Origin of the sequence: Chitiniphilus eburneus (assembly GCF_005048205.1) — a bacterium.
Lineage (GTDB): Bacteria > Pseudomonadota > Gammaproteobacteria > Burkholderiales > Chitinibacteraceae > Chitiniphilus > Chitiniphilus eburneus.
Window position 1 is genome coordinate 29,269 of sequence record NZ_SUMF01000012.1, and the last position, 26,886, is coordinate 56,154.

Genomic DNA, 26,886 nt, shown 5'->3' on the forward strand with positions numbered 1-26,886 from the left:
CCTTTTTCGTTGCCGCGCCGCGCCGGTGTTTGCAAAAGGCCGGGGCCACCGCTATGTTAGGCGCCATCTTTCCCGACGGACCGCGCCATGCCGGATCGCCCCCTGATCGCCGCTGTCGATCTCGGTTCCAACAGTTTTCGCCTGCAAGTGATCCGGGTCGTCAGTGGCAGTCCCCGCCCGGTGACGACCTTGAAGGAAACGGTGCGACTGGGCGCCGGTCTGGACGGGGAGGGGACATTGACCGCCGCCGCGCAGGACGAAGCGGTGGCCGCGCTGGCCCGCTTCGCGCCGGTGCTGGCCGAACTGGGGCCGGACCAGGTGCGTGCCGTCGCGACCAATACCTTCCGGGTGGCCAACAATGCCACCGTATTCCTGCCACGCGCCGAAGCCGCGCTGGGTTTCCCCATCGAGATCATCGGCGGGCGCGAAGAGGCCCGGCTGATCTATCTGGGGGCCGCGCACAGCCTGCCGTCTTCCAAGGAACGTCGCCTGGTGGTCGATATCGGTGGTGGCTCCACCGAGCTGATCGTCGGGCGCCAGTTCACGCCGTTGTGTACCGAGAGCGTACCGCTGGGTAGCGTTTCCTGGAGCGCGCGATTCTTTCCCGATGGGGGCCTTTCCGAAGCGCGGTTGCGCGAGGCGGAGCTGGCGGCGCGGAGTGCCTTGCAACCCTTCGAGGCGGATTTCGGCAAGGCGCACTGGCAATCCTCGATCGGAACGTCCGGTACCGCGCGCGCGCTGGCGGATGTGCTGGAGGCGAATGGCCTGTCATCGCGAGGTATTTCGCGGTCCGGCCTGGGGCAACTACGGCAGGCGCTGTTGCGCGCCGGGCACATCGACCATGTGAAGCTGGCCGGCATCCGCGAGGATCGCCGTCCCGTGATGGGCGGCGGCTTTGCCATCATGGCGGCGGTTTTCGACGCATTCGGCATCGAGCAGATGGACATCACCTTCGGGGCATTGCGGGACGGGGTGATGTACGACCTCATGGCACGTCGTCGCGCGGTCGATGTGCGGGATCGCACCGTTGCCGCGTTCGCGAGGCATTGCCGGGTCGATGGCGCGCAGGCGGAGCGTGTGGCATTGCTGGCAGGAAGCCTGTTCGACCAGGTGACATCCGACGAGCCGGCGTTACGGCGGAGCCTGGCGGATGCGGCATTGCTGCACGAAGTGGGCGTGAGTATCGCGCAGGCTGATTTTCACAAGCATTCGGCGTATCTCTTGCGGCATGCTGACCTGGCGGGGTTTTCGCTACCCGAGCAGGAGCGGATGGCGGTACTGGTCTCGGCGCAGCGTGGCGTGCTGAGGGTGCCCGTTTCGCCATCGATGTGGCATGCGGTGCTGGCGTTGCGGCTGGCAACGCTGCTGTATCGCGCCCGTGCGGCATCGCCGCACCTGCCGTCGTTGGCCCTCGCAACCACAGGCGATGGCTATTGCCTGACGCTGCCGTCGCGCTGGCTGGACCAGCAACCCGTGATCCGATTCGCTTTGAACGAGGAAGCCGACGTATGGCAAAAGGCCGGAAAGCCGCTGCGCATCCAAGCCGTCTGAGACATCACCCCCGTGCGGACAAGGCGGGCAGCCCGCCGGGAACGCTGCGCTATGTCGGACCGGACAATCCGGAAGACACACTGGCCACATTGATCGAGTTCGGCCCGGACGAAGGGGCGTTCTTCGAAACGCGCTTTACTTCGCTGGAGGAAGGCAAGCAGTACACGCCACAGCAGAAGACTTTCTGGCTCAACCTGCATGGTCTGGGCAATGTGGAACTGCTGAAGTATGTGGGGCGGCGCTTCAATCTCCACCCGCTGGTGATGGAGGACATCCTCAACACCGAACAGCGCCCCAAGGTGGAAGTCTACGCGGGCTATCTTTTCATCATCGCGCGACTGGTACACCTGGAAGAAGGCGATCAACTGGGTAGCGAACAGATCGCCATCGTCCTCGGTCGCGGCTTTGTGCTCACCTTTCAGGAAAAGCCGACCGGCACCTTCAACAGCATCCGCGAGAGCCTGAAGAACGCGCAGTCGCAGATTCGCAAGCTGGGCGCGGATTATCTCGTCTACTCGCTGCTGGACAAGCTGGTGGATCGCTATTTCGGTGTGGTGGAAAAGTTGGGCGAGCGGATCGAGCTGGTGGACGACGACATCGCCGCCGGCCCGGTGCCGGAACATATGAACGAAATCCAGAATCTACGGCGCGCGCTGCTTTATCTGAAACGCGGGCTGTGGCCCACGCGGGAAGTGGTCAACGTCATGCAGCGCGACGACCCGGATTTCTTTCATGCCGAAACGCAGCTCTACCTGCGAGATGTCTACGATCATACGGTGCAGTTGATCGAAAGCACGGAAGCGCTGCGGGATTTGGTGGGCAGCTTGCAGGACACCTATCTGGCGTTGCAGTCCAATCGGATGAACCTGCAGATGCGGATGCTGACCGCCGTGACCACCATTTTCATGCCGCTCTCACTGGTGGCAGGCATCTACGGCATGAACTTCGACAACATGCCGGAGCTGCACTGGCAGGACGGGTACTTTCTGGTGCTGGGGGCGATGGGTATCCTAGCGGCGGGGCTGATTGGCTATTTCAAGCTGCGACGCTGGTTTTGACACGAGTTGTGGCGGATGCTCGCGGCGTTCGTCGCCGCTGCGACGGTCGTAGAGCACCAGGCCTTCCTCGGTTACGTAAGGCGGCTCCATAGCGACCACCTTGCGACGTTCTTCGCTACGGTTGACAAAGAAAAGCAACTCTTCTTGGGGTAATGGCAAGCTGGACATGGGCATCTCCTGCGAGAGCTTGTCAAGAAATGTTAGCGCAGAGCCGACAAACTGAACAAAAGTTTCGCTCAACGGTTACCAGAACCACGCTACGGCAAAAACGCCCAGCATGGCTAGCGCTACCGCAATCTTTGCCACTGCGCCGAGGATCAATCCGATCCACGTAGCGATACCCACCTTGCCGGCTCGTTCCAGATCGCGTCGCGCATAATATTCGCCCAGCGCGGCGCCGACGAATGGGCCCAGCAGCAGGCCCGGCAGGCCGGCAAAGATGCCCAGCAGCGAGCCCAGGATCGAACCCCAGAGCGCTTCCTTGCTGGCGCCGTATTTCCTGGCGCCCAGCGCGCCCGCCACGTAGTCGAGCACGATGGACAGCAGGAGCAGGATGCCCAGGACGATGAAAGGCAGCCAGCCGACTCGTTGAAATCCGTCTGCCCAGGCGGCAACCAGCATGCCGCCGAAGATCATGGGTGTGCCCGGCAGCATCGGCAGCAGCGTGCCGAGGAAGCCGACCAGCACCAGCACCGCAGCCAACAGGTACCAGCCGGCCTGGGCCGTCATCAGTTCAGTCATGGGGAATCCGACAAGGAGACATGTCGGAGGGAGCCCGCAAGCTGGATGAAGTTCCGCTTGCGGGCGAGTGGCTCAACGCGAGCGAGAGCTCCACCACAGCATGTGGGCGCCGATCAGGATCATGGGCAGCGATAGCCACTGGCCCATCGACAGGTTCATGGCCAGCAGCCCGAGGAAGTCGTCCGGCTCACGGGTGAATTCGGCGATGAAGCGGAACAGGCCATAGCCGAGCAGGAACATGGCCGAAACCTGGCCCGTCTTGCGTGGCTTGCCGGAATACCACCACAGCAGGGCGAACAGCGTGAGGCCTTCCAGGGCGAACTGATAGAGCTGGGAAGGATGGCGCGGCAACATGCCGTATTGCAGCAGCCACTCCTGCCACTGGGGGGTGGTCAGCGCGCTGCTGGCATCCGCCGCGCGGGCCTGCGGAAAGCCCATGGCCCAGGGCGCATCGATCCGGGTGACCCGGCCCCACAGCTCCCCGTTGATGAAATTTCCCAGCCGGCCGAATGCCAGTCCCAGCGGAACCAGCGGGGCGATCAGGTCGGTCACCTGCAGGAAGGTGCGCCCCGTCTTGCGACCGAACAGCCACATGGCGACCAGCACGCCGAGGAAGCCGCCATGAAATGCCATGCCACCTTCCCAGACCTTGATGATGTCGATGGGGTGGTGCAGGTAGAAGTCCGGCTTATAGAACAGTACGTAGCCCAGCCGCCCGCCAAGAATGACCCCCAGTACGCCATAAAACAGCAGATCGTCCATCTCCTGGCTCTGCCAGCCCGGGGGATTGCCGCGCTTGATGCGCCAGCGGCCCAGGCCGAGGAACAGCAGGAAACCCACCAGATACATCAATCCGTACCAGTGCACCGACACGGGGCCGAGCGAAAAGGCAATGGGGTCGAATTGCGGATGGACGAGCATGGGCAGGGGCTTTCCGATAAAATCGGCGCATTATACCTGCTTCGCCCGGCATCCCTTCGTTGTCAGTCCCGCATTCCGTCCCAGACTTTCCAGGTGGACGAAAAACCTTGCAGCAACAATCGCTTGTGCGGGGCAGACGCGAATTCAGCGTCATACGCTGGTATCGCTTGCGCGGATGCGACACGTTTTTTTGAACCGGCTTTTCCGAGGATTTGCTTCATGCCCGCCTATCGTTCCCGCACTTCCACCCATGGCCGCAACATGGCCGGCGCACGTGCCTTGTGGCGTGCAACCGGCATGAAAGAAGGCGATTTTGGCAAACCCATCATCGCCATCGCCAACTCGTTCACCCAGTTCGTGCCGGGGCATGTCCACCTGCATAACCTGGGGCAACTGGTGGCGCGCGAGATCGAAAAGGCCGGCGGCATTGCCAAGGAATTCAATACCATCGCCGTGGACGACGGCATTGCCATGGGCCATGGCGGCATGTTGTACAGCCTGCCGTCGCGCGACCTGATCGCGGATTCGGTGGAGTACATGGTCAACGCGCATTGTGCCGATGCGCTGGTGTGCATCTCCAATTGCGACAAGATCACCCCGGGCATGCTGATGGCCGCGCTGCGGCTGAACATCCCCGTCGTCTTCGTTTCCGGCGGCCCGATGGAGGCCGGCAAGGTCAACTGGCGTGGCGAAGAGCGTCATCTGGACCTGGTGGATGCGATGGTCGAGGCTGCCAACCCCGATGTATCGGATGAGGAAGTGGCGGAAGTCGAACGTAGTGCCTGTCCCACTTGCGGCTCTTGTTCCGGCATGTTCACCGCCAATTCGATGAACTGCCTGACCGAGGCGCTGGGCCTGTCGCTGCCGGGCAACGGCTCGTTGCTGGCCACCCACGCCGACCGCAAGCAATTGTTCCTGCAAAGCGGCCGTACCATCGTCGAACTGGCGCGTCGCTATTACGAACAGGAAGATCACTCGGTCCTGCCGCGTTCCATCGCAACGTTCGAGGCGTTCGAGAACGCCATTGCGCTGGATATCGCCATGGGTGGCTCGACCAACACCGTGCTGCATTTGTTGGCGGCGGCCAACGAAGCGGGTGTCGATTTCAAGATGACCGACATCGACCGCATGAGCCGCAAGGTGCCCTGCCTGGCCAAGGTGGCGCCGGCAACCGCGAAGTACCATATGGAAGACGTGCATCGCGCTGGCGGCGTGGTCGGCATCCTGGCCGAGCTTTCCCGCGCCGGCCTGATCCATCGCGACAACCCGACGATCCATGCCGCCACGCTGGGCGAGGCGCTGGACAAATGGGACATCGTGCAACAGCCGGCCGACAGCGTGGCGCACCATTTCTATCGGGCGGCACCGGGCGGCATCCCGACCACCATCGCGTTCTCCCAGTCGATGCGCTACCCGGACCTGGATCTGGACCGCGAAGAAGGCTGCATCCGTAACAAGGCGCATGCCTATAGCCAGGACGGTGGCCTGGCTGTGCTGTACGGCAACATTGCCGAGCGCGGTTGTATCGTGAAAACGGCTGGTGTGGACGACAGCATTCTCAAGTTCTCCGGGCGTGCCCGCATTTTCGAGAGTCAGGATGCGGCGGTGGAGAGCATCCTGGCCGACCAGATTGTCGCAGGGGACCTGGTGTTGATCCGCTACGAAGGCCCCAAGGGCGGCCCGGGCATGCAGGAAATGCTTTACCCGACCAGCTACCTGAAGTCCAAGGGGTTGGGCAAGGCATGCGCCTTACTGACGGATGGCCGTTTTTCGGGCGGTACCTCTGGCCTGTCCATTGGCCATGTCTCGCCGGAGGCTGCGGAAGGTGGCGCGATCGGCCTGGTAGAAGAGGGCGACATCATCCTGATCGATATTCCCAATCGCACCATCGAGTTGCAGGTGAGCATGGAAGAACTGGCTCATCGTCGCACCAGGATGGAGGCAAAGGGACGGGATGCCTGGAAGCCGGTGAACCGAGAGCGTTATGTCTCGCCCGCGTTGCGTGCCTATGCAGCGATGACGACCAGTTCCGATACCGGCGCGGTGCGGGATGTGTCGCAGGTGGAACGCAAGTAAAAGGCGGTTGCTTGCAACAGGACTGAAACGGGACGGCCTTGCCGTCCCGTTTTATTTGGTCGAGAGGAGTCTTTGCGATGAAATCGAACAGTGCCGGAGTCCGGCAGGCCATTCGCGCCGTTGTCGCGCGCATTCCCCATGCGCACGTTTGTACCTACGGCACGATTGCGCGCCTGGCGGGCTACCCGCGGCATGCCCGCCTGGTGGGGCGTTGCCTGGACGATGCGCTGCCGTGGCAGCGGGTGGTGAACCATCAGGGGCGGATCAGCCCGCGCGGGCTGGATGGCAATGATGATTTACAGCGAATGCTGCTGGAAGCAGAGGGCGTGGAGTTCGATGAAAAAGGTCGAATCGATCTGAAGCGATATGGCTGGGAAGGCGGTGAACCATAAAAAACAAGCCAGGACATCGCCTGGCTTGTTTTTCTACTGGGTATCGCTCAGGGGCAAATGCCAGGGTAATCGCTATCGATGTTGAACGGGCTGCATCGCCCTGGGGGGGATACCCCCTGGGTTTGATAGTCGTTGACAATCCCGATCAGGGAGAACTCGGAGACATCGCTGGCGTTGCCGGTGCTCAATGTCGCCGTGGCGGTCAGTCGTACATCCGCCCATCTCGCGAAATTCTTCGCATAGATGACATTGAAGAAGGCGAAACCATTGCTGTCGGTAACGACAAGGGCGGGGTTGACGGTCGCAGGCTTGCACTCGCCGCCTGTAGTGCAAGTGGTCAGCGCGCTGGCAAAAATCTGCCAGGCTGCGGGAGGCCCGGCATTCCAGTCCTGATAGCCCTTGAAATAGCGGATCGGTTCCAGCGTCAATGCAACGCTGGCATTCTTGACCGGCAAGCCATTCGCATCGGTGACCAGTACATTGAAGGGCTTGGAGTACTGGGTCTCGGTCGGCTGACTGGTCACGGAGGCAGTGCCCAGCTTCACGGACTTGGCGAGGTTACCCACCACAGTTACCGTAGTGTGGGCGGTGGCCGACCCGCTGGTTGCGGTAATGGTGATCGTGCGTGGGGTGGGATCGCCACCGGTCGTGACATCCCCGCCCACTTGTCCGGCGTCGTTTGTTTTGTTGGTCACATTGGTCAGGCTGCCGCTGTCCACCGACAGCACGACATCCGCGCCGCTGATGATCTTGTTGCCGCTATCCATGACTGTTGCGGTCACCGTTACCGAACTGTTGTTGGGTAGCTCTTTGCTGCTGAGCAGGAAGTCGATGCGGCTGGCTTGGGTGCTGGGAGTCGGTGTTGGGGTGGGGTCGGTACCGCCATCGCTATCTCCACCGGCGGAGCCATTGCAGCCAACAAGCAATGCGAGCGTAGCCACGGCGGCTATCTTTGCCGCGTGGGAATACCCGCGCAGCATCAGTGTCCTGATGTCCATTTCCTATTGAATCCTTTGATGGGTTTGCTGCTGAGTGTAAACAGCGCGCATTTAACCCTGATTCGTCCGTCGCGGGCAAATATTGGCACGTGGCTGTGTGCGACAAGCGACAGAAATGTTGGGGGGTGTTGTAAGTACAAGGATGGAATGCAAAAAGCCGCCTCTGTTGAGGCGGCTTTTTGCGTAAAGCTTGTGGTGGCCAGTCGCGGAATCGAACCACGGACACGCGGATTTTCAATCCGCTGCTCTACCAACTGAGCTAACTGGCCGCTGAAGAGAGGCGCATTAAACACCACCGGATTTGACGTGTCAACGCCTATCGCAAAAAAGCCTATCCCTGAGTGCGCTGCCACCTTTTGCTATCGCCTGCCTGCGCGGTTGAGCTCGGGGGGCTCCAGCAAGGGTGCCTGCCTAACAGCATGCGTGCCAGAAACCGGGGGCGGACGATATGCAGACGTTCAAGCGCCGTTGTTGCGTGCTGTGGTGCCGGTCTGTTGTGGCGTGGGCGGAATGAAACCTCCTTGCTGCCTCGCCAAAAAACGCATCGCTGTCGATATGGCATTGCTGGAGGGGCGATCCAGTAGGGCTGCGTCACCTGGCTGACTCTTGGCCGGGTAACGCCAATGGGCAACCTCCGGTGAAGGGGGTGTACGCCGGTTGCTGGAACCACGATTGCCAAGGGGCTGGAAGAATCATGGTGACCCGACCACATCTCTATAGCGTTTCTTGTTCACTGCTCCGCGACCAGGTTGTGAAGTTGATTGGGATATACAACTCCGCCGGATGCGGTGATTGAAGGCATCTCTTCACTATCACGCAGGCGGAGGTGTGTGGAGACGCTGGATTGGTTATGTCACAAACGCGGCTGCGTTCGTGGTACTGAATGGAAGAGCGGTTGAGGCAATGAGCTGCTGATAAACCCCTGCCGTGACAAAAATCGCATTGCATGCACGGCGTGAGTAAGGGGCCAAGGGAAGCAAAAACAGTTCTTGCGAGGGATTGCCTGAAGCAAATTTCCTTTTGGATCAGTCGTGTGTCCGATTTTTCCTGGCTGTTGCCGCAAAAGCGTTTGACACACCGAGGGGCGTTACCCATAATGCCGGTCTCTTGCAGGAGGGGTTCCCGAGCGGTCAAAGGGATCAGACTGTAAATCTGACGGCACTGCCTTCGAAGGTTCGAATCCTTCCCCCTCCACCAAATGCTGCTTCGCGGTGTGAAGTCTGCGTTACTGCTAGTGAAGCTAAGTCCTGCGGGTGTAGCTCAATGGTAGAGCAGAAGCCTTCCAAGCTTATGACGAGGGTTCGATTCCCTTCACCCGCTCCAAGACGCGCCGATGTAGCTCAGGGGTAGAGCACTCCCTTGGTAAGGGAGAGGTCATGGGTTCAATTCCCATCATCGGCTCCATTTTTACGCTGGCATATTTCAGGTTCTCGAGAAGGAAATATCATGGCAAAGGAAAAGTTCACGCGGACGAAGCCGCACGTAAACGTTGGCACGATTGGCCACGTTGACCACGGCAAGACGACGCTGACCGCTGCGATCACCACGATTCTGTCGAAGAAGTTCGGCGGCGAAGCCAAGGGCTACGACCAGATCGACAGCGCACCGGAAGAAAAGGCTCGCGGTATCACCATCAACACCGCGCACGTCGAATACGAAACCGAAACCCGCCACTACGCGCACGTCGACTGCCCGGGCCACGCTGACTATGTGAAGAACATGATCACCGGCGCCGCGCAAATGGACGGCGCCATCCTGGTGTGCTCGGCCGCCGACGGCCCCATGCCGCAAACCCGCGAGCACATCCTGCTGGCTCGCCAGGTTGGCGTGCCGTACATCATCGTGTTCCTGAACAAGTGCGACATGGTGGACGACGCCGAACTGCTGGAACTGGTCGAAATGGAAGTGCGCGACCTGCTGTCCAAGTACGACTTCCCGGGCGACGACATCCCCCTGATCAAGGGTTCCGCACTGAAGGCGCTGGAAGGCGACCAGTCGGAAATCGGCGAACCGGCGATCTTCCAACTGGCAGCGGCCCTGGATAGCTACATTCCGGAACCGGAACGCGCCATCGACCTGCCGTTCCTGATGCCGATCGAAGACGTGTTCTCGATCTCGGGTCGCGGCACCGTGGTGACCGGCCGTGTCGAACGCGGCATCGTCAAGGTTGGCGAAGAAATCGAAATCGTCGGTATCAAGCCGACGACCAAGACCACCTGCACCGGCGTGGAAATGTTCCGCAAGCTGCTGGATCAAGGCCAGGCTGGCGACAACATCGGCGCCCTGCTGCGCGGCACCAAGCGTGAAGACGTCGAGCGTGGCCAAGTGCTGGCCAAGCCGGGTTCGATCACCCCGCACACCAAGTTCACCGGCTCCGTGTACGTTCTGAGCAAAGAAGAAGGTGGTCGTCATACCCCGTTCTTCAACGGCTATCGTCCGCAGTTCTACTTCCGTACCACCGACGTGACCGGTTCGGTCGAGCTGCCGGCGGGTACCGAAATGGTGATGCCGGGTGATAACGTCGAAGTGGTGGTGTCGCTGATTGCGCCGATCGCCATGGAGCAAGGTCTGCGCTTCGCCATCCGTGAAGGCGGTCGTACTGTTGGCGCCGGCGTCGTCGCCAAGGTCATCGAATAAGTACTTCTCAAGAAGGGGTTGGATTGGTATAATCCTGCCCTTTCCCCGTAGGCGAGTAGCTCAATTGGTAGAGCACCGGTCTCCAAAACCGGGGGTTGGGGGTTCGAGACCCTCCTCGCCTGCCACGGTTTAGCTACAGGGCCGTTTCCCAGGGAACGGCCCTATGGCTATCCGCATTCCAGAACAGGCTCATGGAAAGCGTAGATAAATTAAAAGTTGCGGCGGCATTGTTGCTGGTCGTCGTTGGGGTTGGTGGCTACTACTCGTTGCCTGCCGATCAGGGGCTGCTGCGTGTGTCGGCCGTAGTGGTTGGTCTTCTTTTTGCCGCGCTGGTGCTGTGGTTTTCCCGGCCGGGCAAGGATTTTGTCGATTATGCGCGCGACTCCGTCAAGGAGGCGCAGAAAGTCGTCTGGCCGAACAAGAAGGAAACCTGGCAAATGACAGGGCTGGTGTTCCTGTTTGTCGGGGTTCTGGCGCTGTTTATGTGGGCGGTGGATTCCGGTCTTGCCTGGGTCTTCTATGACCTGATTCTTGGGCGTGGCTAATCGGCGTACGGGGTAGACGATGGGAATGCGTTGGTATGTGGTGCACGCTTACTCGGGTTTCGAGAAGAGCGTGCAAAAGGCATTGAAGGAGCGTATCGAGCGCTCCGAAGTGGCTCATATGTTTGGCCAGATTCTGGTGCCGGTCGAAGAGGTCGTCGAGATCAAGGGTGGCCGCAAGGCACTGACCGAGCGTAAGTTTTTCCCGGGCTACGTGCTGGTCGAAATGGATATGACCGACGAAACCTGGCACTTGGTGAAGTCGACCCCCAAGGTCACGGGCTTTGTCGGTGGCACGGGTAACCGGCCTACGCCCATCACCCAGCGCGAAGTCGATTCGATCCTTCACCAGATGCAGGAAGGTGTCGAGAAGCCGCGTCCCAAGGTGCTGTTCGAAGTGGGTGAGGTGCTGCGCGTGACCGATGGTCCGTTCGCGGACTTCAACGCCACTGTCGAAGATGTCGATTACGACAAGAGTCGTCTCAAGGTTTCTGTGCTGATCTTTGGCCGCGCAACGCCGGTCGATGTGGATTTTGCGCAAGTCGAGAAGGTTTGATCGGCTTGTTTCAGTGCTGGTCTTCGGATCGGTTTTGGTTGGGGAGCGAGGGTTCGTCCCTCGCGTTTGACCCGTTCAAGGAGTAAATCGTGGCAAAGAAGATTGTCGGCTATGTAAAGCTGCAAGTGCCCGCTGGCAAGGCCAACCCGTCGCCCCCTATCGGCCCGGCGCTCGGTCAGCGTGGTTTGAACATCATGGAATTCTGCAAGGCGTTCAACGCCCAGACCCAGGGCGTCGAGCCGGGTCTGCCGATTCCGGTGGTGATTACCGCCTACGCGGACAAGTCCTTCACTTTCGTGATGAAGACCCCGCCGGCCACCATCCTGATCAAGAAGGCCGCTGGCATTCAAAAGGGTTCGAGCAAGCCGCATACCGATAAGGTCGGCACCATCACCCGCGCCCAGCTGGAAGAAATTGCCAAGACCAAGCAGCCGGATCTGACCGCTGCCGACATGGACGCCGCCGTGCGTACCATCGCCGGTTCCGCTCGCTCCATGGGTCTGAACGTGGAGGGTGTGTAAATGGCTAAGGTTTCCAAGCGTCTGGCCGCTCTGAAGGCCGCCGTCGATCGCAACAAGCTGTACGCCGTTGATGAAGCCCTGGCGCTGGTCAAGGGCGGTGCAACTGCCAAGTTCAACGAATCCATCGACGTTGCCGTGAATCTCGGCGTCGATCCGCGCAAGTCGGACCAGGTGGTTCGTGGCGCCGTGGTGCTGCCCAAGGGTACCGGCAAGAGCGTGCGCGTTGCCGTGTTCACCCAGGGTGCCAACGCCGAAGCGGCCAAGGCCGCTGGTGCTGACATCGTCGGTTTCGAAGACCTGGCCGAACAGGTCAAGGCCGGCAACATGGATTTCGACGTGGTCATTGCCTCGCCGGATGCCATGCGTATCGTCGGCCAACTGGGCCAGATCCTCGGCCCGCGCGGCCTGATGCCGAATCCGAAGGTCGGTACCGTGACCCCGAACGTTGCCGAGGCCGTGAAGAACGCCAAGGCCGGTCAGGTTCAATACCGTACCGACAAGGCCGGTATCATCCACGCCACCATCGGCCGTGCTTCGTTTGAAGTGGCCGATCTGAAGGAAAACCTGGTTGCGCTGGTCGATGCCCTGCAAAAGGCCAAGCCCGCTGCTGCCAAGGGTGTGTACTTCAAGAAGCTCGCCGTCTCCAGCACCATGGGTGCCGGCGTGCGCGTGGATACCGTCACGGTCACGCAATAACAAACTTTGGGCCCGCGCCGGCTTGCCGGGGCGGGATTGTCAAAGACCGTAGGCGCCGCAAGGCTTAATCGTCAGCACTTTCGAGCGCTGCCAGCCCACGCAGACGGTGTGCCCAATCAAGGTTTTGCCCGGGAGCGTTCGCTTCCGGGGTCTCCTGAATGAAGGTCGCCGTTGGGGGTGCGAGTGATCGCGCCATATCTCTTGCAAGTGGAGGTAGACCTTGAGTCTCAATCTCGAAGACAAGAAGGCCGTCGTAGCTGAGATCGCGGTAGAAGTTGCCAAGGCTCAGACCATCGTCGTTGCCGAGTATCGGGGTATCGGGGTTGCCAACATGACTCAACTGCGCAAACAAGCGCGTGAGTCCGGCGTTTACCTGCGTGTTCTGAAGAATACGCTGGCACGTCGTGCGGTTCAGGATACGCCGTTCGCCGGTTTGGCTGACCATATGGTCGGTCCGCTGGTTTATGGCATTTCCGAAGACCCGGTTGCTGCAGCCAAGGTACTCAACAGTTTTGCCAAGAAGGACGACAAGATCGTCGTCAAGGCCGGTTCTTATGAAGGCAAGGTGCTGGATGCCGCCCAAGTGGCTGCGCTGGCCTCGATCCCGAGCCGCGAAGAACTGCTGTCCAAGCTGCTTTACGTCATGAAGGCACCGCTGTCGGGCTTCGCTCGCGGCCTGGCTGCCCTGGCGGAAAAGAAGCAAGGCGAAGCTGCTTAATTCGAACCCAATTCGTTTTACCGATTTTCAGGAGTTTTACAAATGGCTCTGTCCAAAGAAGATATCCTCGAAGCCGTTGCTGGCTTGACCGTGATGGAACTGAACGACCTGGTGAAGGCGTTCGAAGAGAAGTTCGGCGTGTCCGCCGCTGCCGTGGCTGTGGCTGCTGGCCCGGCTGCCGCCGCTGCCGTGGAAGAGAAGACCGAATTCGACGTCATCCTGACCGGCGCTGGCGCCAACAAGGTTGGCGTGATCAAGGTCGTGCGTGAAGTGACCGGCCTGGGCCTGAAGGAAGCCAAGGATCTGGTTGACGGCGCTCCTAAGGCAGTCAAGGAAGCCGTTGCCAAGGCCGACGCCGAAGCAATCCAGAAGAAGCTGGTTGAAGCGGGTGCTACCGCTGAAGTCAAGTAATACTCTGGTTCACTGCTAGAGCGGCAGGCGGAGCGATCCGCCTGCCATTTTGCGTTTGTCCGTGCGGGGTGATCCCGTCCAGGCAGGCGGCAAACCGGAAACCGCTCCACCTGCGTTTTGCGGTTTGTCCTTTGCGCCCCACTCCATGGAGAGCTTGTGAGTATGAATTACTCGTTCACTGAGAAAAAACGCATTCGTAAAAGCTTTGCGAAGCGGGCCAGTGTGCTCGACGTGCCGTTTCTTCTCGCGACCCAGATCGACTCCTACACCGATTTCCTGCAGCAGGAAGTCCCGGTCGGCGAGCGCAAGAATGCCGGCCTTCAGGCCGCTTTTACCTCGATTTTCCCGATCGTCTCGCACAACGAGAACGCACGCCTGGAATTCGTGCACTTCAACCTGGGCGATCCTCCCTTCGACGTGATCGAGTGCCAGCAACGCGGCATCACCTTTGCCGCGCCGCTGCGCGCGCGCGTGCGTCTGGTGATCATGGACCGCGAAGCGGCCAAGCCGACCGTGAAGGAAGTGAAGGAACAGGACGTGTACTTCGGCGAAATCCCGCTGATGACGCGTAATGGCTCGTTCGTGATCAACGGAACCGAGCGGGTGATCGTTTCCCAGCTCCACCGTTCGCCTGGTGTGTTCTTCGAACACGACAAGGGCAAGACCCACAGCTCGGGCAAACTGCTGTTCTCCGCACGCGTGATTCCCTACCGCGGCTCCTGGCTGGACTTCGAGTTCGACCCGAAGGACATGCTGTTCTTCCGGATCGATCGTCGTCGCAAGATGCCGGTCTCGATCCTGCTGAAGGCACTGGGCTACACCCCGGAACAGGCCCTGGCCGAGTTCTACGAAACCGATACCTTCATGATGGGCAAGGATGGCCTGTTCCTGGAACTGGTGCCGGAACGCCTGAAGGGCGAAGTCGCCAAGTTCGACATCATTGCCGACGATGGCAAGGTGCTGGCGCAGAAAGACAAGCGCATTACCGCCAAGACCATCCGTGATATCCAGACTGCCGGCCTGAAGAAGCTGTCGGTGCCGATCGATTTCCTGATCGGCCGCCTGCTGGCGCATGACGTGGTCAATGCCGATACCGGCGAGCTGGTGGCGCGCGCGAACGAGGAAATCACCGAAGAAACGGTGATCAAGTTCGAGCAGGCCAGTGTCGAGCAGGTCAAGGTGCTGTACGTCAACGATCTGGACCAGGGCGCATACGTGTCCGCCAGCCTGCGTGCCGACGAGACCACCGACCAGTACGCCGCCCGCGTGGCCATCTACCGCATGATGCGCCCGGGCGAGCCGCCCACCGAAGATGCGGTGGAAGGCCTGTTCAATGGTCTGTTCTTCGCCGAAGAGCGTTACGACCTGTCCGCCGTGGGCCGGATGAAGTTCAACCGCCGCGCCTATGCCGAGCTGGACGAGAAGGCAGCCGGCTGGCGCCGTCGCTTCGCCGAGCGCATCGGTCCGCAGGGCGATATCGGTCCGGGCGTGCTGTCGGTGGCCGACATCATCGCGGTGATCGGCATCCTGCTGGAGCTGCGCAATGGTCGCGGCGAAGTCGACGATATCGATCACCTGGGCAACCGTCGCGTGCGTTCGGTGGGCGAACTGGCCGAAAACCAGTTCCGCGCCGGCCTCGTCCGCGTCGAGCGTGCTGTGAAGGAACGTCTGTCGCAAGCTGAATCCGACAACCTGATGCCGCACGACCTGATCAATGCCAAGCCCGTTTCGGCCGCGATCAAGGAGTTCTTCGGTTCGTCGCAACTGTCGCAGTTCATGGACCAGACCAACCCGCTGTCCGAGATCACGCACAAGCGTCGTGTCTCCGCGCTGGGCCCGGGCGGTCTGACCCGCGAGCGCGCCGGCTTCGAAGTGCGCGACGTGCACCCGACCCACTATGGCCGCGTCTGCCCGATCGAAACGCCGGAAGGCCCGAACATCGGTCTGATCAACTCGCTGTCCTGCTATGCCCGCACCAACGAATACGGCTTCCTGGAAACCCCGTATCGTCGCGTGGTCGATGGCAAGGTGACCGACCAGATCGATTACCTGTCCGCCATCGAGGAAGGCAAGTACGTGATCGCCCAGGCGAACGCCGAGATCGATGCCAGCGGTACGCTGATCGACGAACTGGTGACCTGCCGCGAACACGGCGAAACCATAATGGCCGGCCCGGATCGCGTGCAATACATGGATGTGGCTCCGAGCCAGATCGTGTCCGTGGCCGCGTCGCTGATTCCGTTCCTGGAGCACGATGACGCGAACCGCGCGTTGATGGGCGCCAACATGCAGCGCCAGGCCGTGCCTTGCCTGCGCGCTGCCGCACCGTATGTCGGCACCGGTATCGAACGCACCTGCGCGGTCGACTCGGGTACCGCCGTGGCCGCGCTGCGTGGCGGCCTGGTCGACTACGTCGATGCCAACCGCGTCGTGGTCCGCGTCAACGATGACGAGACCCTGCCGGGCGAAACCGGCGTCGATATCTACAACCTGGTCAAGTTCACCCGTTCCAACCAGAACACCAACATCAACCAGCGTCCGATCGTGAAAAAGGGCGATCGCATCGCCAAGGGCGACGTGGTGGCCGATGGCGCATCGACCGATCTGGGCGAAATGGCGCTGGGTCAGAACATGACCATCGCGTTCATGCCGTGGAACGGCTACAACTTCGAAGACTCGATCCTGATCTCCGAGAAGGTCGTGGCAGAGGATCGCTATACCTCGATCCACATCGAAGAACTGAACGTGATGGCCCGCGATACCAAGCTGGGCCCCGAGGAAATCACCCGCGACATTTCCAACCTGTCCGAGCGTATGCTGGGCCGTCTGGATGAGTCGGGCATTGTCTACATCGGCGCCGAAGTGGAAGCCGGCGATGTGCTGGTCGGCAAGGTGACGCCCAAGGGCGAAACCCAGCTCACGCCGGAAGAAAAGCTGCTGCGTGCGATCTTCGGCGAAAAGGCGTCCGACGTGAAGGACACCTCGCTGCGCGTGCCGTCGGGCATGACCGGCACCGTCATCGACGTACAGGTGTTCACCCGCGAAGGCGTGGAGCGCGACAAGCGTGCCCAGTCCATCATCGACGAGCAACTGCGTCGCCATCGCCAGGATTTGAACGACCAACTGCGTATCGTCGAGAACGATCTGTTCGAGCGTATCGGTCGCATGATCGCGGGCAAGGTCGCCAATGGGGGGCCGAAGCGCCTGGCCAAGGGCGCCGAGATCACCATGGAATACCTGGATGATCTGCCTTCCAAGCACGACTGGTTCGATATCCGCCTGGCCGACGAAGAAGCCGCGCGCCAGCTGGAAGCGATGAAGGACCTGATTGCGCAGATGCGTGCCGACTTCGACCTGAAGTTCGAGGACAAGAAGCGCAAGCTGACCCAGGGCGATGAACTGCCGCCGGGCGTGATCAAGATGGTCAAGGTCTACGTGGCCGTGAAGCGCCGTCTGCAACCCGGTGACAAGATGGCCGGCCGTCACGGTAACAAGGGCGTGGTGTCGAAGATCCTGCCGGTGGAAGACCTGCCGTACATGGCCGACGGTACGCCGGTGGACATCGTGCTGAACCCGCTGGGCGTGCCGTCGCGGATGAACATCGGCCAGATTCTGGAAGTGCATCTGGGCTGGGCGGCCAAGGGAATCGGCCAACGCGTCGAAGCCATGCTGCGCGAGCAGCGCAATGCGGCGGAGCTGCGCACCTACCTGGACAAGATCTACAACTCCGCCGGCCGCGTCGAGGATATCGCCTCGTTGTCGGACGCCGAAGTGCTTGATCTGGCCCATGGCCTGCGTACCGGCATGACGTTTGCCAGCCCGGTGTTCGATGGTGCGAAGGAATCCGAAATCCGCACCATGCTGGATCTCGCCTATCCGAGCGACGATGCGCGTACCCAGTTGCTGGACTTCAACGACAGCAAGACACAGATGCAGTTGTTCGATGGCCGTAATGGTGAACCGTTCGAGCGCAAAGTAACTGTTGGCGTCATGCACTACCTGAAACTGCATCACTTGGTGGACGACAAGATGCATGCGCGTTCCACCGGCCCGTACTCGCTGGTGACCCAGCAGCCGCTGGGCGGTAAGGCGCAGTTCGGTGGTCAGCGCTTCGGTGAGATGGAAGTGTGGGCGCTGGAAGCCTATGGCGCCGCGTACACCCTGCAGGAAATGCTGACGGTGAAGTCGGACGATGTGAACGGCCGGACCAAGGTCTACGAGAACATCGTCAAGGGCGATCACCGCATCGACGCCGGCATGCCGGAATCCTTCAACGTGCTGGTGAAGGAAATCCGCTCGCTCGGTATCGATATCGATCTCGAAACCTATTGATCGTGTGAGGTGTGAGGGGTGCCTGCCAGGGCGGGCGCCTCACACCTGACTCCTCACCCTCACAGGAGAAAGATTCAATGAAAGGCTTACTCGAGCTCTTCAAGCAAGTCACGCAAGACGAAGAATTCGACGCGATCAAAATCGGGCTGGCCTCGCCCGAGAAGATCCGTTCCTGGTCGTTCGGCGAAGTGAAAAAGCCGGAAACCATCAACTACCGTACGTTCAAGCCGGAACGCGACGGTCTGTTCTGCGCGCGTATTTTCGGGCCGATCAAGGATTACGAATGCCTGTGCGGCAAGTACAAGCGCCTGAAGCATCGCGGTGTGATCTGCGAGAAGTGTGGCGTTGAAGTCACGCTGTCCAAGGTGCGCCGCGAGCGCATGGGCCATATCGAACTGGCCTCGCCGGTTGCCCACATCTGGTTCCTGAAGTCGCTGCCGTCGCGTCTGGGCATGGTGCTGGACATCCCGCTGCGCGATATCGAGCGCGTGCTGTACTTCGAAGCATTCATCGTGATCGAGCCGGGCATGACCCCGCTCAACCGTGGTCAGTTGCTGACCGAGGACGACTACTTCAACAAGGTTGAAGAGTACGGCGACGAGTTCGTCGCGATGATGGGCGCCGAGGCCGTGCGCGAACTGTTGAAGAACCTCAACAGCGACCAGGAAATCGCCACGCTGCGTCAGGAACTGGAAGCCACTGGTTCCGATACCAAGATCAAGAAGATCGCCAAGCGCCTGAAGGTGCTGGAGGCATTCTCCAAGTCCGGCATCAAGCCGGAATGGATGATCATGGACGTGCTGCCGGTGCTGCCGCCCGAACTGCGTCCGCTGGTTCCGCTGGATGGCGGCCGTTTCGCCACCTCGGACCTGAACGACCTGTATCGCCGCGTCATCAACCGGAACAACCGTCTGAAGCGCCTGCTGGAGCTGCGCGCGCCGGACATCATCGTGCGCAACGAAAAGCGCATGTTGCAGGAATCGGTCGATTCGCTGCTGGACAACGGTCGTCGCGGCAAGGCGATGACCGGCGCCAACAAGCGTCCGCTGAAGTCGCTGGCCGACATGATCAAGGGTAAGGGCGGTCGCTTCCGTCAGAACCTCTTGGGCAAGCGCGTCGACTATTCCGGCCGTTCCGTGATTACCGTGGGCCCGTACCTGCGTCTGCATCAGTGCGGCCTGCCCAAGCTGATGGCCCTGGAGCTGTTCAAGCCCTTCATCTTCCACAAGCTGGAAGTGCTGGGCCTTGCCACCACGATCAAGGCTGCCAAGAAGATGGTGGAAAGCCAGGAAGCCGTGGTGTGGGACATTCTGGAAGAAGTCATCCGCGAACATCCGGTGCTGCTGAACCGCGCGCCGACGCTGCACCGCCTGGGTATCCAGGCGTTCGAGCCGGTGCTGATCGAAGGCAAGGCGATCCAGTTGCACCCGCTGGTCTGCGCCGCGTTCAACGCCGACTTCGACGGTGACCAGATGGCCGTTCACGTGCCGCTGTCGCTGGAAGCGCAGATGGAAGCCCGCACACTGATGCTGGCGTCCAACAACGTGCTGTCGCCCGCCAACGGCGAGCCGATCATCGTGCCGTCGCAGGATATCGTGCTGGGCCTGTACTACATGACTCGCGAAGCCATCAATGGCAAGGGCGAGGGTACGGTGCTGGCCGACGTGGCCGAAGCGCATCGCGCCTATGCCAGCAAGGCAGTCACGCTGCAGACGCGCGTCTCGGTGCGCCTGAAGGAATGGTACAAGGACGACAACGGCGACTGGCAGAGCCGCATGGTGCGCAAGAACACCACCGTGGGCCGTGCCATCCTGTCGGAAATCCTGCCCAAGGGCCTGGACTTCAGCCACATCGACAAGTCGCTGAAGAAGAAGGAAATCGGCCGGCTGATCAACGCCTCCTTCCGTAGCTGCGGCCTGAAGGACACCGTGGTGTTCGCCGACCAGCTGATGTACACCGGTTTCAGCTACTCCACCCGTGGCGGTATCTCGATCTGCGTGGACGACATGCTGGTGCCGAAGGAAAAGGCCGAACTGCTGGGTGCGGCCAATGCCGAGGTCAAGGAGATCGAGCAGCAGTACACGGCCGGTCTGGTGACCCAGGGCGAGCGCTACAACAAGGTGGTCGATATCTGGGGCCGTGCCGGTGACCAGATCGCCAAGGCGATGATGGCCCACCTGGGCAAGGAAAAGGTCGTCAACGCCGAAGGCAAGGAAGTCGACCAGGAATCGTTCAACTCGATCTACATGATGGCCGACTCGGGCGCCCGGGGTTCCGCGGCGCAGATTCGCCAGTTGGCCGGTATGCGGGGCCTGATGGCCAAGCCGGACGGCTCGATCATCGAGACGCCGATTACCACCAACTTCCGCGAAGGCCTGACCGTTCTGCAGTACTTCAACTCGACCCACGGTGCCCGTAAGGGTCTGGCCGATACCGCGTTGAAGACCGCGAACTCCGGTTACCTGACACGTCGTCTGGTCGACGTGACGCAGGATCTGGTGGTGACCGAGGACGATTGCAACACCAAGAACGGCGTGACGATGAAGGCGGTGGTGCAGGGCGGCGACGTGATCGAAGCGCTGCGCGACCGTATCCTGGGTCGTGTCGCAGCGGTGGACATCATCGACCCGGCCACGCAGGAAACCGTGATCGAAGCCGGCACGCTGCTGACCGAAGAACTGGTGGAGCAGATCGATGTCAGCGGTGTGGACGAAGTCAAGGTGCGTACCCCGCTGACCTGCGAAACCCGCTACGGCCTGTGCGCCAAGTGCTATGGCCGCGATCTGGGCCGTGGCCATCTGGTGAACTCGGGCGAAGCGGTCGGCGTGATCGCCGCGCAATCGATCGGTGAGCCGGGCACCCAGCTGACCATGCGTACCTTCCACATCGGTGGTGCCGCGTCGCGGGCCGCTGCGGCCAGCCAGGTCGAATCGAAGTCCAACGGCAAGGTCGCCTACAGCGCCAACATGCGCTATGTGACCAATGCCAAGGGCGATCCGGTGGTGATCGCGCGTTCCGCCGAAGTGCTGGTGCTCGACGAGCACGGCCGTGAGCGCGAGCGCCACAAGGTGCCGTACGGTGCCACGCTGCTGGTCAAGGACGGCGATGCCATCAAGGCCGGCTCGGTACTCGGCACATGGGACCCGCACGCGCGCCCCATCATTACCGAGTACGCCGGTCAGGTGCGCTTCGAGAACGTCGAAGAAGGCATCACCGTCGTCAAGCAGGTGGACGACGTGACCGGTCTGTCGACCCTGGTCGTGATCAACGCCAAGACCAAGGCAGGCTCCAAGGGTGTGCGCCCGCTGGTGCGCCTGCTGGACGAGCGCGGCAACGAAGTGAAGCTGACCGGTACCGATACGCCAGTCACCATCGGCTTCCAGCCGGGCGCGATTATCACGGTGAAGGACGGCCAGCAGGTTGGCGTGGGTGAAGTGCTGGCGCGGATTCCGCAGGAATCGGCCAAGACCCGCGACATTACCGGTGGTCTGCCGCGCGTGGCGGAACTGTTCGAAGCACGTTCGCCCAAGGATGCCGGCATGCTGGCCGACATCACCGGCACGATCAGCTTCGGCAAGGAAACCAAGGGCAAGCAGCGTCTGGTCATCACCGATCCGGACGGCACGCCGCACGAATACCTGATCCCGAAGGAAAAGCACGTGATGGTGCACGACGGGCAGGTGGTGAACCGTGGCGAAATGATCGTCGATGGGCCGATCGACCCGCACGACATCCTGCGCCTGCAAGGTATCGAAGCGCTGGCGCGTTACATCGTCCAGGAAGTGCAGGAGGTCTATCGCCTGCAGGGTGTGAAGATCAACGACAAGCACATCGAAGTGATCGTGCGGCAGATGTTGCGCCGCGTGGTGATCTCGGATGCCGGTCATTCCGACTTCATCCAGGGTGAGCAGGTCGAGCGTGCCGAAGTGCTGATCGCCAACGACAAGCTCGAAGCCGACGGTAAGGAACTGGCCAAGTTCGACAACGTTTTGCTGGGTATCACCAAGGCATCGCTGTCGACCGATTCGTTCATCTCCGCCGCGTCGTTCCAGGAAACCACCCGCGTGCTGACCGAAGCCGCCATCATGGGCAAGGTGGACGATCTGCGCGGCCTGAAGGAAAACGTGATCGTCGGCCGTCTGATCCCGGCCGGTACCGGCCTGGCCTACCATCGCAGCCGCAAGCAACAGGGCAACAACCCGTTCGATCTGAGCGGTGAGCCGCAAGCAATCGAAAGCGCCACGGTCGGCAGCGAAGAAACGCTCTGATCCGGCCGGCTTGACGACAAGGGCTTGATTTTTTTACAATCCCGAGTCTTTTTTGGCGACACCCGGTTTCCGGGTGTCGCCGGCTTTATTTGGGGTGCCGTTCAGCTGGTATCCCGAGTAGTCCCCGCAAGGGGTTTTTACACTGAGGAAGTTGAATCAATGCCAACCATCAACCAGCTGGTCCGCAAGGGCCGTGAGAAGGAAGTGGCGAAGAGCAAGGTTCCCGCGCTCGAAGCCTGCCCTCAAAAGCGTGGCGTATGCACTCGCGTGTACACCACCACACCGAAGAAGCCGAACTCCGCGCTGCGTAAAGTGTGCAAGGTTCGTCTCACCAACGGGTTCGAAGTCATTTCGTACATCGGCGGTGAAGGCCACAACCTGCAAGAGCACAGCGTCGTGTTGATCCGCGGTGGTCGTGTGAAGGATTTGCCGGGTGTGCGTTACCACACCGTGCGCGGTTCGCTCGATACCGCCGGCGTCAAGGATCGCAAGCAGTCGCGTTCCAAGTACGGCGCCAAGCGTCCCAAGGCTTAATGCCGGACGCAAACGGCGGAAGGTCGCTGATGCGACGCCGTCGAGTAAGTGGTCGTTCCCATGGACGACCGCGGGGCGGATGGCCCCAACTGAATGTCACATCAAGGATAGAGAATCATGCCAAGACGTAGAGAAGTTCCGAAGCGCGAAGTGCTGCCGGATCCGAAGTTCGGTTCCACGGAACTGACCAAATTCATGAACGTGGTCATGATCGACGGCAAGAAGGCCGTGGCTGAAGGCATCATCTATGGTGCCCTGGCCCAGATCGAAAAGAAGACTGGCAAGAACGCCATCGAAGTCTTCACCACCGCCATCAACAACGCAAAACCGATCGTCGAGGTGAAGAGCCGTCGCGTCGGTGGTGCGAACTATCAGGTGCCGGTCGAAGTCCGCCCCAGCCGTCGTTTGGCATTGGCGATGCGCTGGTTGCGTGACGCGGCCCGCAAACGTGGCGAGAAGTCCATGGATCTGCGCTTGGCAGGTGAGTTGCTCGACGCGGCCGAAGGTCGTGGCGGCGCGATGAAGAAGCGCGACGAAGTGCACCGCATGGCCGAAGCGAACAAGGCGTTTGCCCACTACCGCTTCTAATGCACAACGCTTAAGGAATCAACCGTGGCTCGTAAGACCCCCATCGAGCGGTACCGCAACATCGGTATTTCCGCTCACATCGACGCCGGCAAGACCACTACGACCGAGCGTATCCTGTTCTACACCGGCGTGAACCACAAGATTGGTGAGGTTCACGACGGCGCTGCCACCATGGACTGGATGGAGCAAGAGCAGGAGCGTGGCATTACCATTACTTCGGCTGCGACCACGACCTTCTGGAAAGGCATGGGCATGCAGTTTCCGGAGCACCGCTTCAACATCATCGACACCCCGGGGCACGTGGACTTCACTATCGAGGTGGAGCGTTCCATGCGCGTTCTGGATGGTGCCTGCATGGTGTACTGCGCGGTAGGTGGTGTGCAGCCCCAGTCGGAAACCGTCTGGCGCCAGGCCAACAAGTACCAGGTGCCGCGTCTGGCGTTCGTCAACAAGATGGACCGCCAGGGTGCGAACTTCTTCCGCGTCGTCGAACAGATGAAGACGCGCCTGAAGGCCAACCCGGTGCCTATCGTCATCCCCATCGGCGCCGAAGAGCACTTCGTCGGTGTGGTCGACCTGCTGAAGATGCGCGCCATTTTCTGGGACGACGCTTCGCAAGGCATGAAGTTCGAGTACCGCGACATCCCGGCCGAGCTGCAAGGCACGGCGCAGGAATGGCGCGAGAAGATGGTCGAGACCGCCGCCGAGGCGACCGAAGACCTGATGAACAAGTACCTGGAAGAGGGTGACCTCAGCGAGGAAGAAATCGTTGCGGCGCTGCGCCAGCGCACCCTCGCCTGCGAAATCCAGCCGATGCTGTGCGGTACCGCGTTCAAGAACAAGGGCGTGCAACGCATGCTCGACGCGGTGATCGAACTGTTGCCGTCGCCGATCGACATCCCGCCGGTCAAGGGCACGGATGATCGCGAACGGGAAACCGAGCGTGCTCCTTCCGACGAGGCACCGTTCTCCGCCCTGGCTTTCAAGCTGATGAATGACCCGTATGTGGGCCAGCTGACCTTCTTCCGCGTCTACTCCGGTGTGGTGAAGTCCGGCGACAGCGTGCTGAACTCGGTGAAGGACAAGAAGGAACGGATCGGCCGTATCGTGCAGATGCACGCCAACGACCGTCATGAAATCGACGAAGTGTGCGCTGGCGACATCGCCGCAGCGATTGGCCTGAAGGAAGTCACCACTGGTGAAACCCTGTGTGCCCTCGATGCGCCGATCATCCTCGAGCGTATGGAATTCCCCGAGCCGGTGATTCACGTTGCCGTCGAGCCGAAGACCAAGGCCGACCAGGAAAAGATGGGCGTTGCCCTGAACCGCCTGGCCAAGGAAGACCCGTCGTTCCGCGTGCGTACCGACGAAGAATCGGGCCAGACCATCATCTCCGGCATGGGCGAGTTGCACCTCGAGATCATCGTGGATCGCATGCGCCGTGAATTCAGCGTCGAAGCCAATGTTGGCGCACCGCAGGTGGCGTATCGCGAAACCGTGACCCAGGTTGCCAAGGATGTGCAAGGCAAGCATGCCAAGCAGTCCGGCGGTAAGGGTCAGTACGGTGATTGCGTGATCACGCTCGAGCCGTCCGGCGAAGGCAAGGGTTACCAGTTCATCGACGAAATCAAGGGTGGCGTGATTCCCCGCGAATTCATCCCGTCGGTGGACAAGGGTATCCAGAACACGCTGAAGGCTGGCGTGCTGGCTGGCTTCCCGGTGGTGGACGTGACCGTGCGCCTGACCTTCGGTTCGTACCACGATGTCGACTCGTCGCAGATCGCCTTCGAACTGGCTGGTTCCATTGCTTTCAAGGAAGCCATGCGCCGTGCCGGTCCGGTGATTCTCGAACCGATGATGGCCGTGGAAGTGGAAACGCCCGAAGAGTACATGGGCGACATCATGGGCGATCTGTCGTCCCGTCGCGGCATCGTGCAAGGCATGGACGACAACCCTGCCGGCGGCAAGATGATCAAGGCGGAAGTGCCGCTGTCCGAGATGTTCGGTTACTCGACCACCCTGCGCTCCATGTCGCAAGGTCGTGCCACCTACTCGATGGAATTCAAGCACTACTCCGAAGCGCCGAAGCATGTCGCTGACGCCATCATGGCCAACAAAAAGTAAACGGTTAACGGATTAAAGGAATAAAGAAATGGCAAAGGAAAAGTTCACGCGGACGAAGCCGCACGTAAACGTTGGCACGATTGGCCACGTTGACCACGGCAAGACGACGCTGACCGCTGCGATCACCACGATTCTGTCGAAGAAGTTCGGCGGCGAAGCCAAGGGCTACGACCAGATCGACAGCGCACCGGAAGAAAAGGCTCGCGGTATCACCATCAACACCGCGCACGTCGAATACGAAACCGAAACCCGCCACTACGCGCACGTCGACTGCCCGGGCCACGCTGACTATGTGAAGAACATGATCACCGGCGCCGCGCAAATGGACGGCGCCATCCTGGTGTGCTCGGCCGCCGACGGCCCCATGCCGCAAACCCGCGAGCACATCCTGCTGGCTCGCCAGGTTGGCGTGCCGTACATCATCGTGTTCCTGAACAAGTGCGACATGGTGGACGACGCCGAACTGCTGGAACTGGTCGAAATGGAAGTGCGCGACCTGCTGTCCAAGTACGACTTCCCGGGCGACGACATCCCCCTGATCAAGGGTTCCGCACTGAAGGCGCTGGAAGGCGACCAGTCGGAAATCGGCGAACCGGCGATCTTCCAACTGGCAGCGGCCCTGGATAGCTACATTCCGGAACCGGAACGCGCCATCGACCTGCCGTTCCTGATGCCGATCGAAGACGTGTTCTCGATCTCGGGTCGCGGCACCGTGGTGACCGGCCGTGTCGAACGCGGCATCGTCAAGGTTGGCGAAGAAATCGAAATCGTCGGTATCAAGCCGACGACCAAGACCACCTGCACCGGCGTGGAAATGTTCCGCAAGCTGCTGGATCAAGGCCAGGCTGGCGACAACATCGGCGCCCTGCTGCGCGGCACCAAGCGTGAAGACGTCGAGCGTGGCCAAGTGCTGGCCAAGCCGGGTTCGATCACCCCGCACACCAAGTTCACCGGCTCCGTGTACGTTCTGAGCAAAGAAGAAGGTGGTCGTCATACCCCGTTCTTCAACGGCTATCGTCCGCAGTTCTACTTCCGTACCACCGACGTGACCGGTTCGGTCGAACTGCCGGCTGGTACCGAAATGGTGATGCCGGGTGACAACGTCGAAGTGGTGGTGTCGCTGATTGCGCCGATCGCCATGGAGCAAGGTCTGCGCTTCGCCATCCGTGAAGGCGGTCGTACTGTTGGCGCCGGCGTCGTCGCCAAGGTCATCGAGTGAGCG

22 protein-coding genes and 5 tRNA genes are annotated in these 26,886 nt (G+C 60.9%); 21 read left to right on the forward strand and 6 right to left on the reverse strand.

Annotated elements, in window-relative coordinates:
* Nucleotides 1-87 precede the first annotated feature (87 nt).
* Both FAZ21_RS11565 and corA read left to right on the forward strand, forming a co-directional pair.
* Complete coding sequence (locus FAZ21_RS11565; protein ID WP_136773606.1) at nt 88-1,551, forward strand: Ppx/GppA phosphatase family protein; 1,464 nt, start codon at nt 88-90, stop codon at nt 1,549-1,551.
* Entirely contained in the window at nt 1,509-2,609 is a 1,101-nt protein-coding gene (gene corA / locus FAZ21_RS11570) for a magnesium/cobalt transporter CorA (protein WP_246038614.1), read from the forward strand. The genes FAZ21_RS11565 and corA overlap by 43 nt, the downstream gene beginning before the upstream one ends.
* On the opposite strand, the gene FAZ21_RS11575 is transcribed toward corA, so the two are convergent.
* From FAZ21_RS11575 to FAZ21_RS20300, 4 genes are all read right to left on the reverse strand, one after another.
* Nucleotides 2,562-2,777, reverse strand: coding sequence for a hypothetical protein (locus FAZ21_RS11575; protein ID WP_136773607.1), 216 nt, complete (start codon nt 2,775-2,777; stop codon nt 2,562-2,564). The genes corA and FAZ21_RS11575 overlap by 48 nt on opposite strands.
* Before the next feature lie 75 nt (nt 2,778-2,852).
* A complete protein-coding gene (locus FAZ21_RS11580; protein ID WP_136773608.1) occupies nt 2,853-3,350 on the reverse strand; it encodes a DUF456 domain-containing protein in 498 nt (165 codons plus the stop codon).
* Between the two features lie 72 nt (nt 3,351-3,422).
* On the reverse strand, nt 3,423-4,271 hold the full coding sequence (gene lgt / locus FAZ21_RS11585) for a prolipoprotein diacylglyceryl transferase (RefSeq protein ID WP_136773609.1): 849 nt from the start codon (nt 4,269-4,271) through the stop codon (nt 3,423-3,425).
* Between the two features lie 62 nt (nt 4,272-4,333).
* Entirely contained in the window at nt 4,334-4,492 is a 159-nt protein-coding gene (locus tag FAZ21_RS20300) for a hypothetical protein (protein ID WP_169307374.1), read from the reverse strand.
* Here FAZ21_RS20300 and ilvD point away from each other — a divergent pair.
* Entirely contained in the window at nt 4,491-6,347 is a 1,857-nt protein-coding gene (gene ilvD, locus FAZ21_RS11590) for a dihydroxy-acid dehydratase (protein ID WP_136773610.1), read from the forward strand. The two genes, FAZ21_RS20300 and ilvD, sit on opposite strands and share 2 nt — an antisense overlap.
* 77 nt (nt 6,348-6,424) lie before the next feature.
* A complete protein-coding gene (locus FAZ21_RS11595) occupies nt 6,425-6,739 on the forward strand; it encodes an MGMT family protein (protein ID WP_136773611.1) in 315 nt (104 codons plus the stop codon).
* 47 nt (nt 6,740-6,786) lie between these two features.
* Here FAZ21_RS11595 and FAZ21_RS11600 read toward each other — a convergent pair whose 3' ends face one another.
* Together FAZ21_RS11600 and FAZ21_RS11605 are read right to left on the reverse strand one after the other, a co-directional pair.
* Nucleotides 6,787-7,737 carry an Ig-like domain-containing protein gene (locus FAZ21_RS11600; RefSeq protein WP_136773612.1) on the reverse strand — a complete coding sequence of 317 codons (951 nt, stop codon included), beginning with the start codon at nt 7,735-7,737 and terminating at the stop codon, nt 6,787-6,789.
* Between the two features lie 193 nt (nt 7,738-7,930).
* Nucleotides 7,931-8,006 (reverse strand) — tRNA-Phe (locus FAZ21_RS11605).
* Nucleotides 8,007-8,849: 843 nt separating this feature from the next.
* Between FAZ21_RS11605 and FAZ21_RS11610 the strand changes: the two genes are divergently transcribed.
* The 17 genes from FAZ21_RS11610 to tuf (FAZ21_RS11690) all read left to right on the forward strand — a co-directional run bounded on the left by FAZ21_RS11610 (nt 8,850) and on the right by tuf (FAZ21_RS11690) (nt 26,883).
* Nucleotides 8,850-8,934: transfer RNA gene (locus tag FAZ21_RS11610), tRNA-Tyr, on the forward strand.
* A 52-nt stretch (nt 8,935-8,986) separates the two neighbouring features.
* Nucleotides 8,987-9,060, forward strand: a tRNA-Gly gene (locus FAZ21_RS11615).
* Between the two features lie 6 nt (nt 9,061-9,066).
* Nucleotides 9,067-9,141: transfer RNA gene (locus tag FAZ21_RS11620), tRNA-Thr, on the forward strand.
* 42 nt (nt 9,142-9,183) lie between these two features.
* Nucleotides 9,184-10,374: an elongation factor Tu gene (gene tuf, locus FAZ21_RS11625; protein WP_136773613.1), complete on the forward strand. Its 1,191-nt coding sequence runs from the start codon at nt 9,184-9,186 to the stop codon at nt 10,372-10,374.
* A gap of 49 nt (nt 10,375-10,423) precedes the next feature.
* A tRNA-Trp gene (locus tag FAZ21_RS11630) sits at nt 10,424-10,499 on the forward strand.
* 66 nt (nt 10,500-10,565) lie between these two features.
* Nucleotides 10,566-10,919, forward strand: coding sequence for a preprotein translocase subunit SecE (gene secE, locus FAZ21_RS11635; protein WP_136773614.1), 354 nt, complete (start codon nt 10,566-10,568; stop codon nt 10,917-10,919).
* A gap of 19 nt (nt 10,920-10,938) precedes the next feature.
* Nucleotides 10,939-11,472, forward strand: coding sequence for a transcription termination/antitermination protein NusG (gene nusG, locus FAZ21_RS11640; protein WP_136773615.1), 534 nt, complete (start codon nt 10,939-10,941; stop codon nt 11,470-11,472).
* 89 nt (nt 11,473-11,561) lie between these two features.
* Nucleotides 11,562-11,993, forward strand: a complete 432-nt coding sequence (gene rplK / locus FAZ21_RS11645) for a 50S ribosomal protein L11 (RefSeq protein ID WP_136773616.1) — start codon at nt 11,562-11,564, stop codon at nt 11,991-11,993.
* The gene (gene rplA, locus FAZ21_RS11650) at nt 11,994-12,689 is read left to right on the forward strand and encodes a 50S ribosomal protein L1 (protein WP_136773617.1); all 696 of its coding nucleotides are present in this window, start codon (nt 11,994-11,996) and stop codon (nt 12,687-12,689) included.
* A gap of 220 nt (nt 12,690-12,909) precedes the next feature.
* Nucleotides 12,910-13,407, forward strand: a complete 498-nt coding sequence (gene rplJ / locus FAZ21_RS11655) for a 50S ribosomal protein L10 (RefSeq protein ID WP_136773618.1) — start codon at nt 12,910-12,912, stop codon at nt 13,405-13,407.
* Nucleotides 13,408-13,449: 42 nt separating this feature from the next.
* Nucleotides 13,450-13,818: a 50S ribosomal protein L7/L12 gene (rplL, locus tag FAZ21_RS11660; RefSeq protein ID WP_136773619.1), complete on the forward strand. Its 369-nt coding sequence runs from the start codon at nt 13,450-13,452 to the stop codon at nt 13,816-13,818.
* 162 nt (nt 13,819-13,980) lie between these two features.
* On the forward strand, nt 13,981-18,150 hold the full coding sequence (gene rpoB / locus FAZ21_RS11665; RefSeq protein WP_136773620.1) for a DNA-directed RNA polymerase subunit beta: 4,170 nt from the start codon (nt 13,981-13,983) through the stop codon (nt 18,148-18,150).
* A 77-nt stretch (nt 18,151-18,227) separates the two neighbouring features.
* Nucleotides 18,228-22,418 carry a DNA-directed RNA polymerase subunit beta' gene (gene rpoC, locus FAZ21_RS11670; RefSeq protein ID WP_136773621.1) on the forward strand — a complete coding sequence of 1,397 codons (4,191 nt, stop codon included), beginning with the start codon at nt 18,228-18,230 and terminating at the stop codon, nt 22,416-22,418.
* A 159-nt stretch (nt 22,419-22,577) separates the two neighbouring features.
* Nucleotides 22,578-22,952, forward strand: coding sequence for a 30S ribosomal protein S12 (gene rpsL, locus FAZ21_RS11675; protein ID WP_018748551.1), 375 nt, complete (start codon nt 22,578-22,580; stop codon nt 22,950-22,952).
* Between the two features lie 117 nt (nt 22,953-23,069).
* Entirely contained in the window at nt 23,070-23,540 is a 471-nt protein-coding gene (rpsG, locus tag FAZ21_RS11680; RefSeq protein WP_136773622.1) for a 30S ribosomal protein S7, read from the forward strand.
* 24 nt (nt 23,541-23,564) lie between these two features.
* On the forward strand, nt 23,565-25,664 hold the full coding sequence (gene fusA / locus FAZ21_RS11685; protein WP_136773623.1) for an elongation factor G: 2,100 nt from the start codon (nt 23,565-23,567) through the stop codon (nt 25,662-25,664).
* Between the two features lie 28 nt (nt 25,665-25,692).
* Entirely contained in the window at nt 25,693-26,883 is a 1,191-nt protein-coding gene (tuf, locus tag FAZ21_RS11690; RefSeq protein WP_136773613.1) for an elongation factor Tu, read from the forward strand.
* Nucleotides 26,884-26,886: the final 3 nt, after the last annotated feature.

Bases quoted from the DNA above. Each gene is read 5' to 3' on its own strand.
- rpoB (WP_136773620.1), top strand. From the start codon at position 13,981: ATGAATTACTCGTTCACTGAGAAAAAACGCATTCGTAAAAGCTTTGCG.
- FAZ21_RS11580 (WP_136773608.1), bottom strand. From the start codon at position 3,350: ATGACTGAACTGATGACGGCCCAGGCCGGCTGGTACCTGTTGGCTGCG.
- ilvD (WP_136773610.1), top strand. From the start codon at position 4,491: ATGCCCGCCTATCGTTCCCGCACTTCCACCCATGGCCGCAACATGGCC.
- secE (WP_136773614.1), top strand. From the start codon at position 10,566: ATGGAAAGCGTAGATAAATTAAAAGTTGCGGCGGCATTGTTGCTGGTC.
- FAZ21_RS11595 (WP_136773611.1), top strand. From the start codon at position 6,425: ATGAAATCGAACAGTGCCGGAGTCCGGCAGGCCATTCGCGCCGTTGTC.
- FAZ21_RS20300 (WP_169307374.1), bottom strand. From the start codon at position 4,492: ATGAAGCAAATCCTCGGAAAAGCCGGTTCAAAAAAACGTGTCGCATCC.
- rplA (WP_136773617.1), top strand. From the start codon at position 11,994: ATGGCTAAGGTTTCCAAGCGTCTGGCCGCTCTGAAGGCCGCCGTCGAT.
- rplL (WP_136773619.1), top strand. From the start codon at position 13,450: ATGGCTCTGTCCAAAGAAGATATCCTCGAAGCCGTTGCTGGCTTGACC.
- FAZ21_RS11600 (WP_136773612.1), bottom strand. From the start codon at position 7,737: ATGGACATCAGGACACTGATGCTGCGCGGGTATTCCCACGCGGCAAAG.
- rpoC (WP_136773621.1), top strand. From the start codon at position 18,228: ATGAAAGGCTTACTCGAGCTCTTCAAGCAAGTCACGCAAGACGAAGAA.
- corA (WP_246038614.1), top strand. From the start codon at position 1,509: ATGGCAAAAGGCCGGAAAGCCGCTGCGCATCCAAGCCGTCTGAGACAT.
- nusG (WP_136773615.1), top strand. From the start codon at position 10,939: ATGGGAATGCGTTGGTATGTGGTGCACGCTTACTCGGGTTTCGAGAAG.
- FAZ21_RS11575 (WP_136773607.1), bottom strand. From the start codon at position 2,777: ATGTCCAGCTTGCCATTACCCCAAGAAGAGTTGCTTTTCTTTGTCAAC.
- tuf (WP_136773613.1), top strand. From the start codon at position 9,184: ATGGCAAAGGAAAAGTTCACGCGGACGAAGCCGCACGTAAACGTTGGC.
- tuf (WP_136773613.1), top strand. From the start codon at position 25,693: ATGGCAAAGGAAAAGTTCACGCGGACGAAGCCGCACGTAAACGTTGGC.
- rpsG (WP_136773622.1), top strand. From the start codon at position 23,070: ATGCCAAGACGTAGAGAAGTTCCGAAGCGCGAAGTGCTGCCGGATCCG.
- lgt (WP_136773609.1), bottom strand. From the start codon at position 4,271: ATGCTCGTCCATCCGCAATTCGACCCCATTGCCTTTTCGCTCGGCCCC.
- FAZ21_RS11565 (WP_136773606.1), top strand. From the start codon at position 88: ATGCCGGATCGCCCCCTGATCGCCGCTGTCGATCTCGGTTCCAACAGT.
- rpsL (WP_018748551.1), top strand. From the start codon at position 22,578: ATGCCAACCATCAACCAGCTGGTCCGCAAGGGCCGTGAGAAGGAAGTG.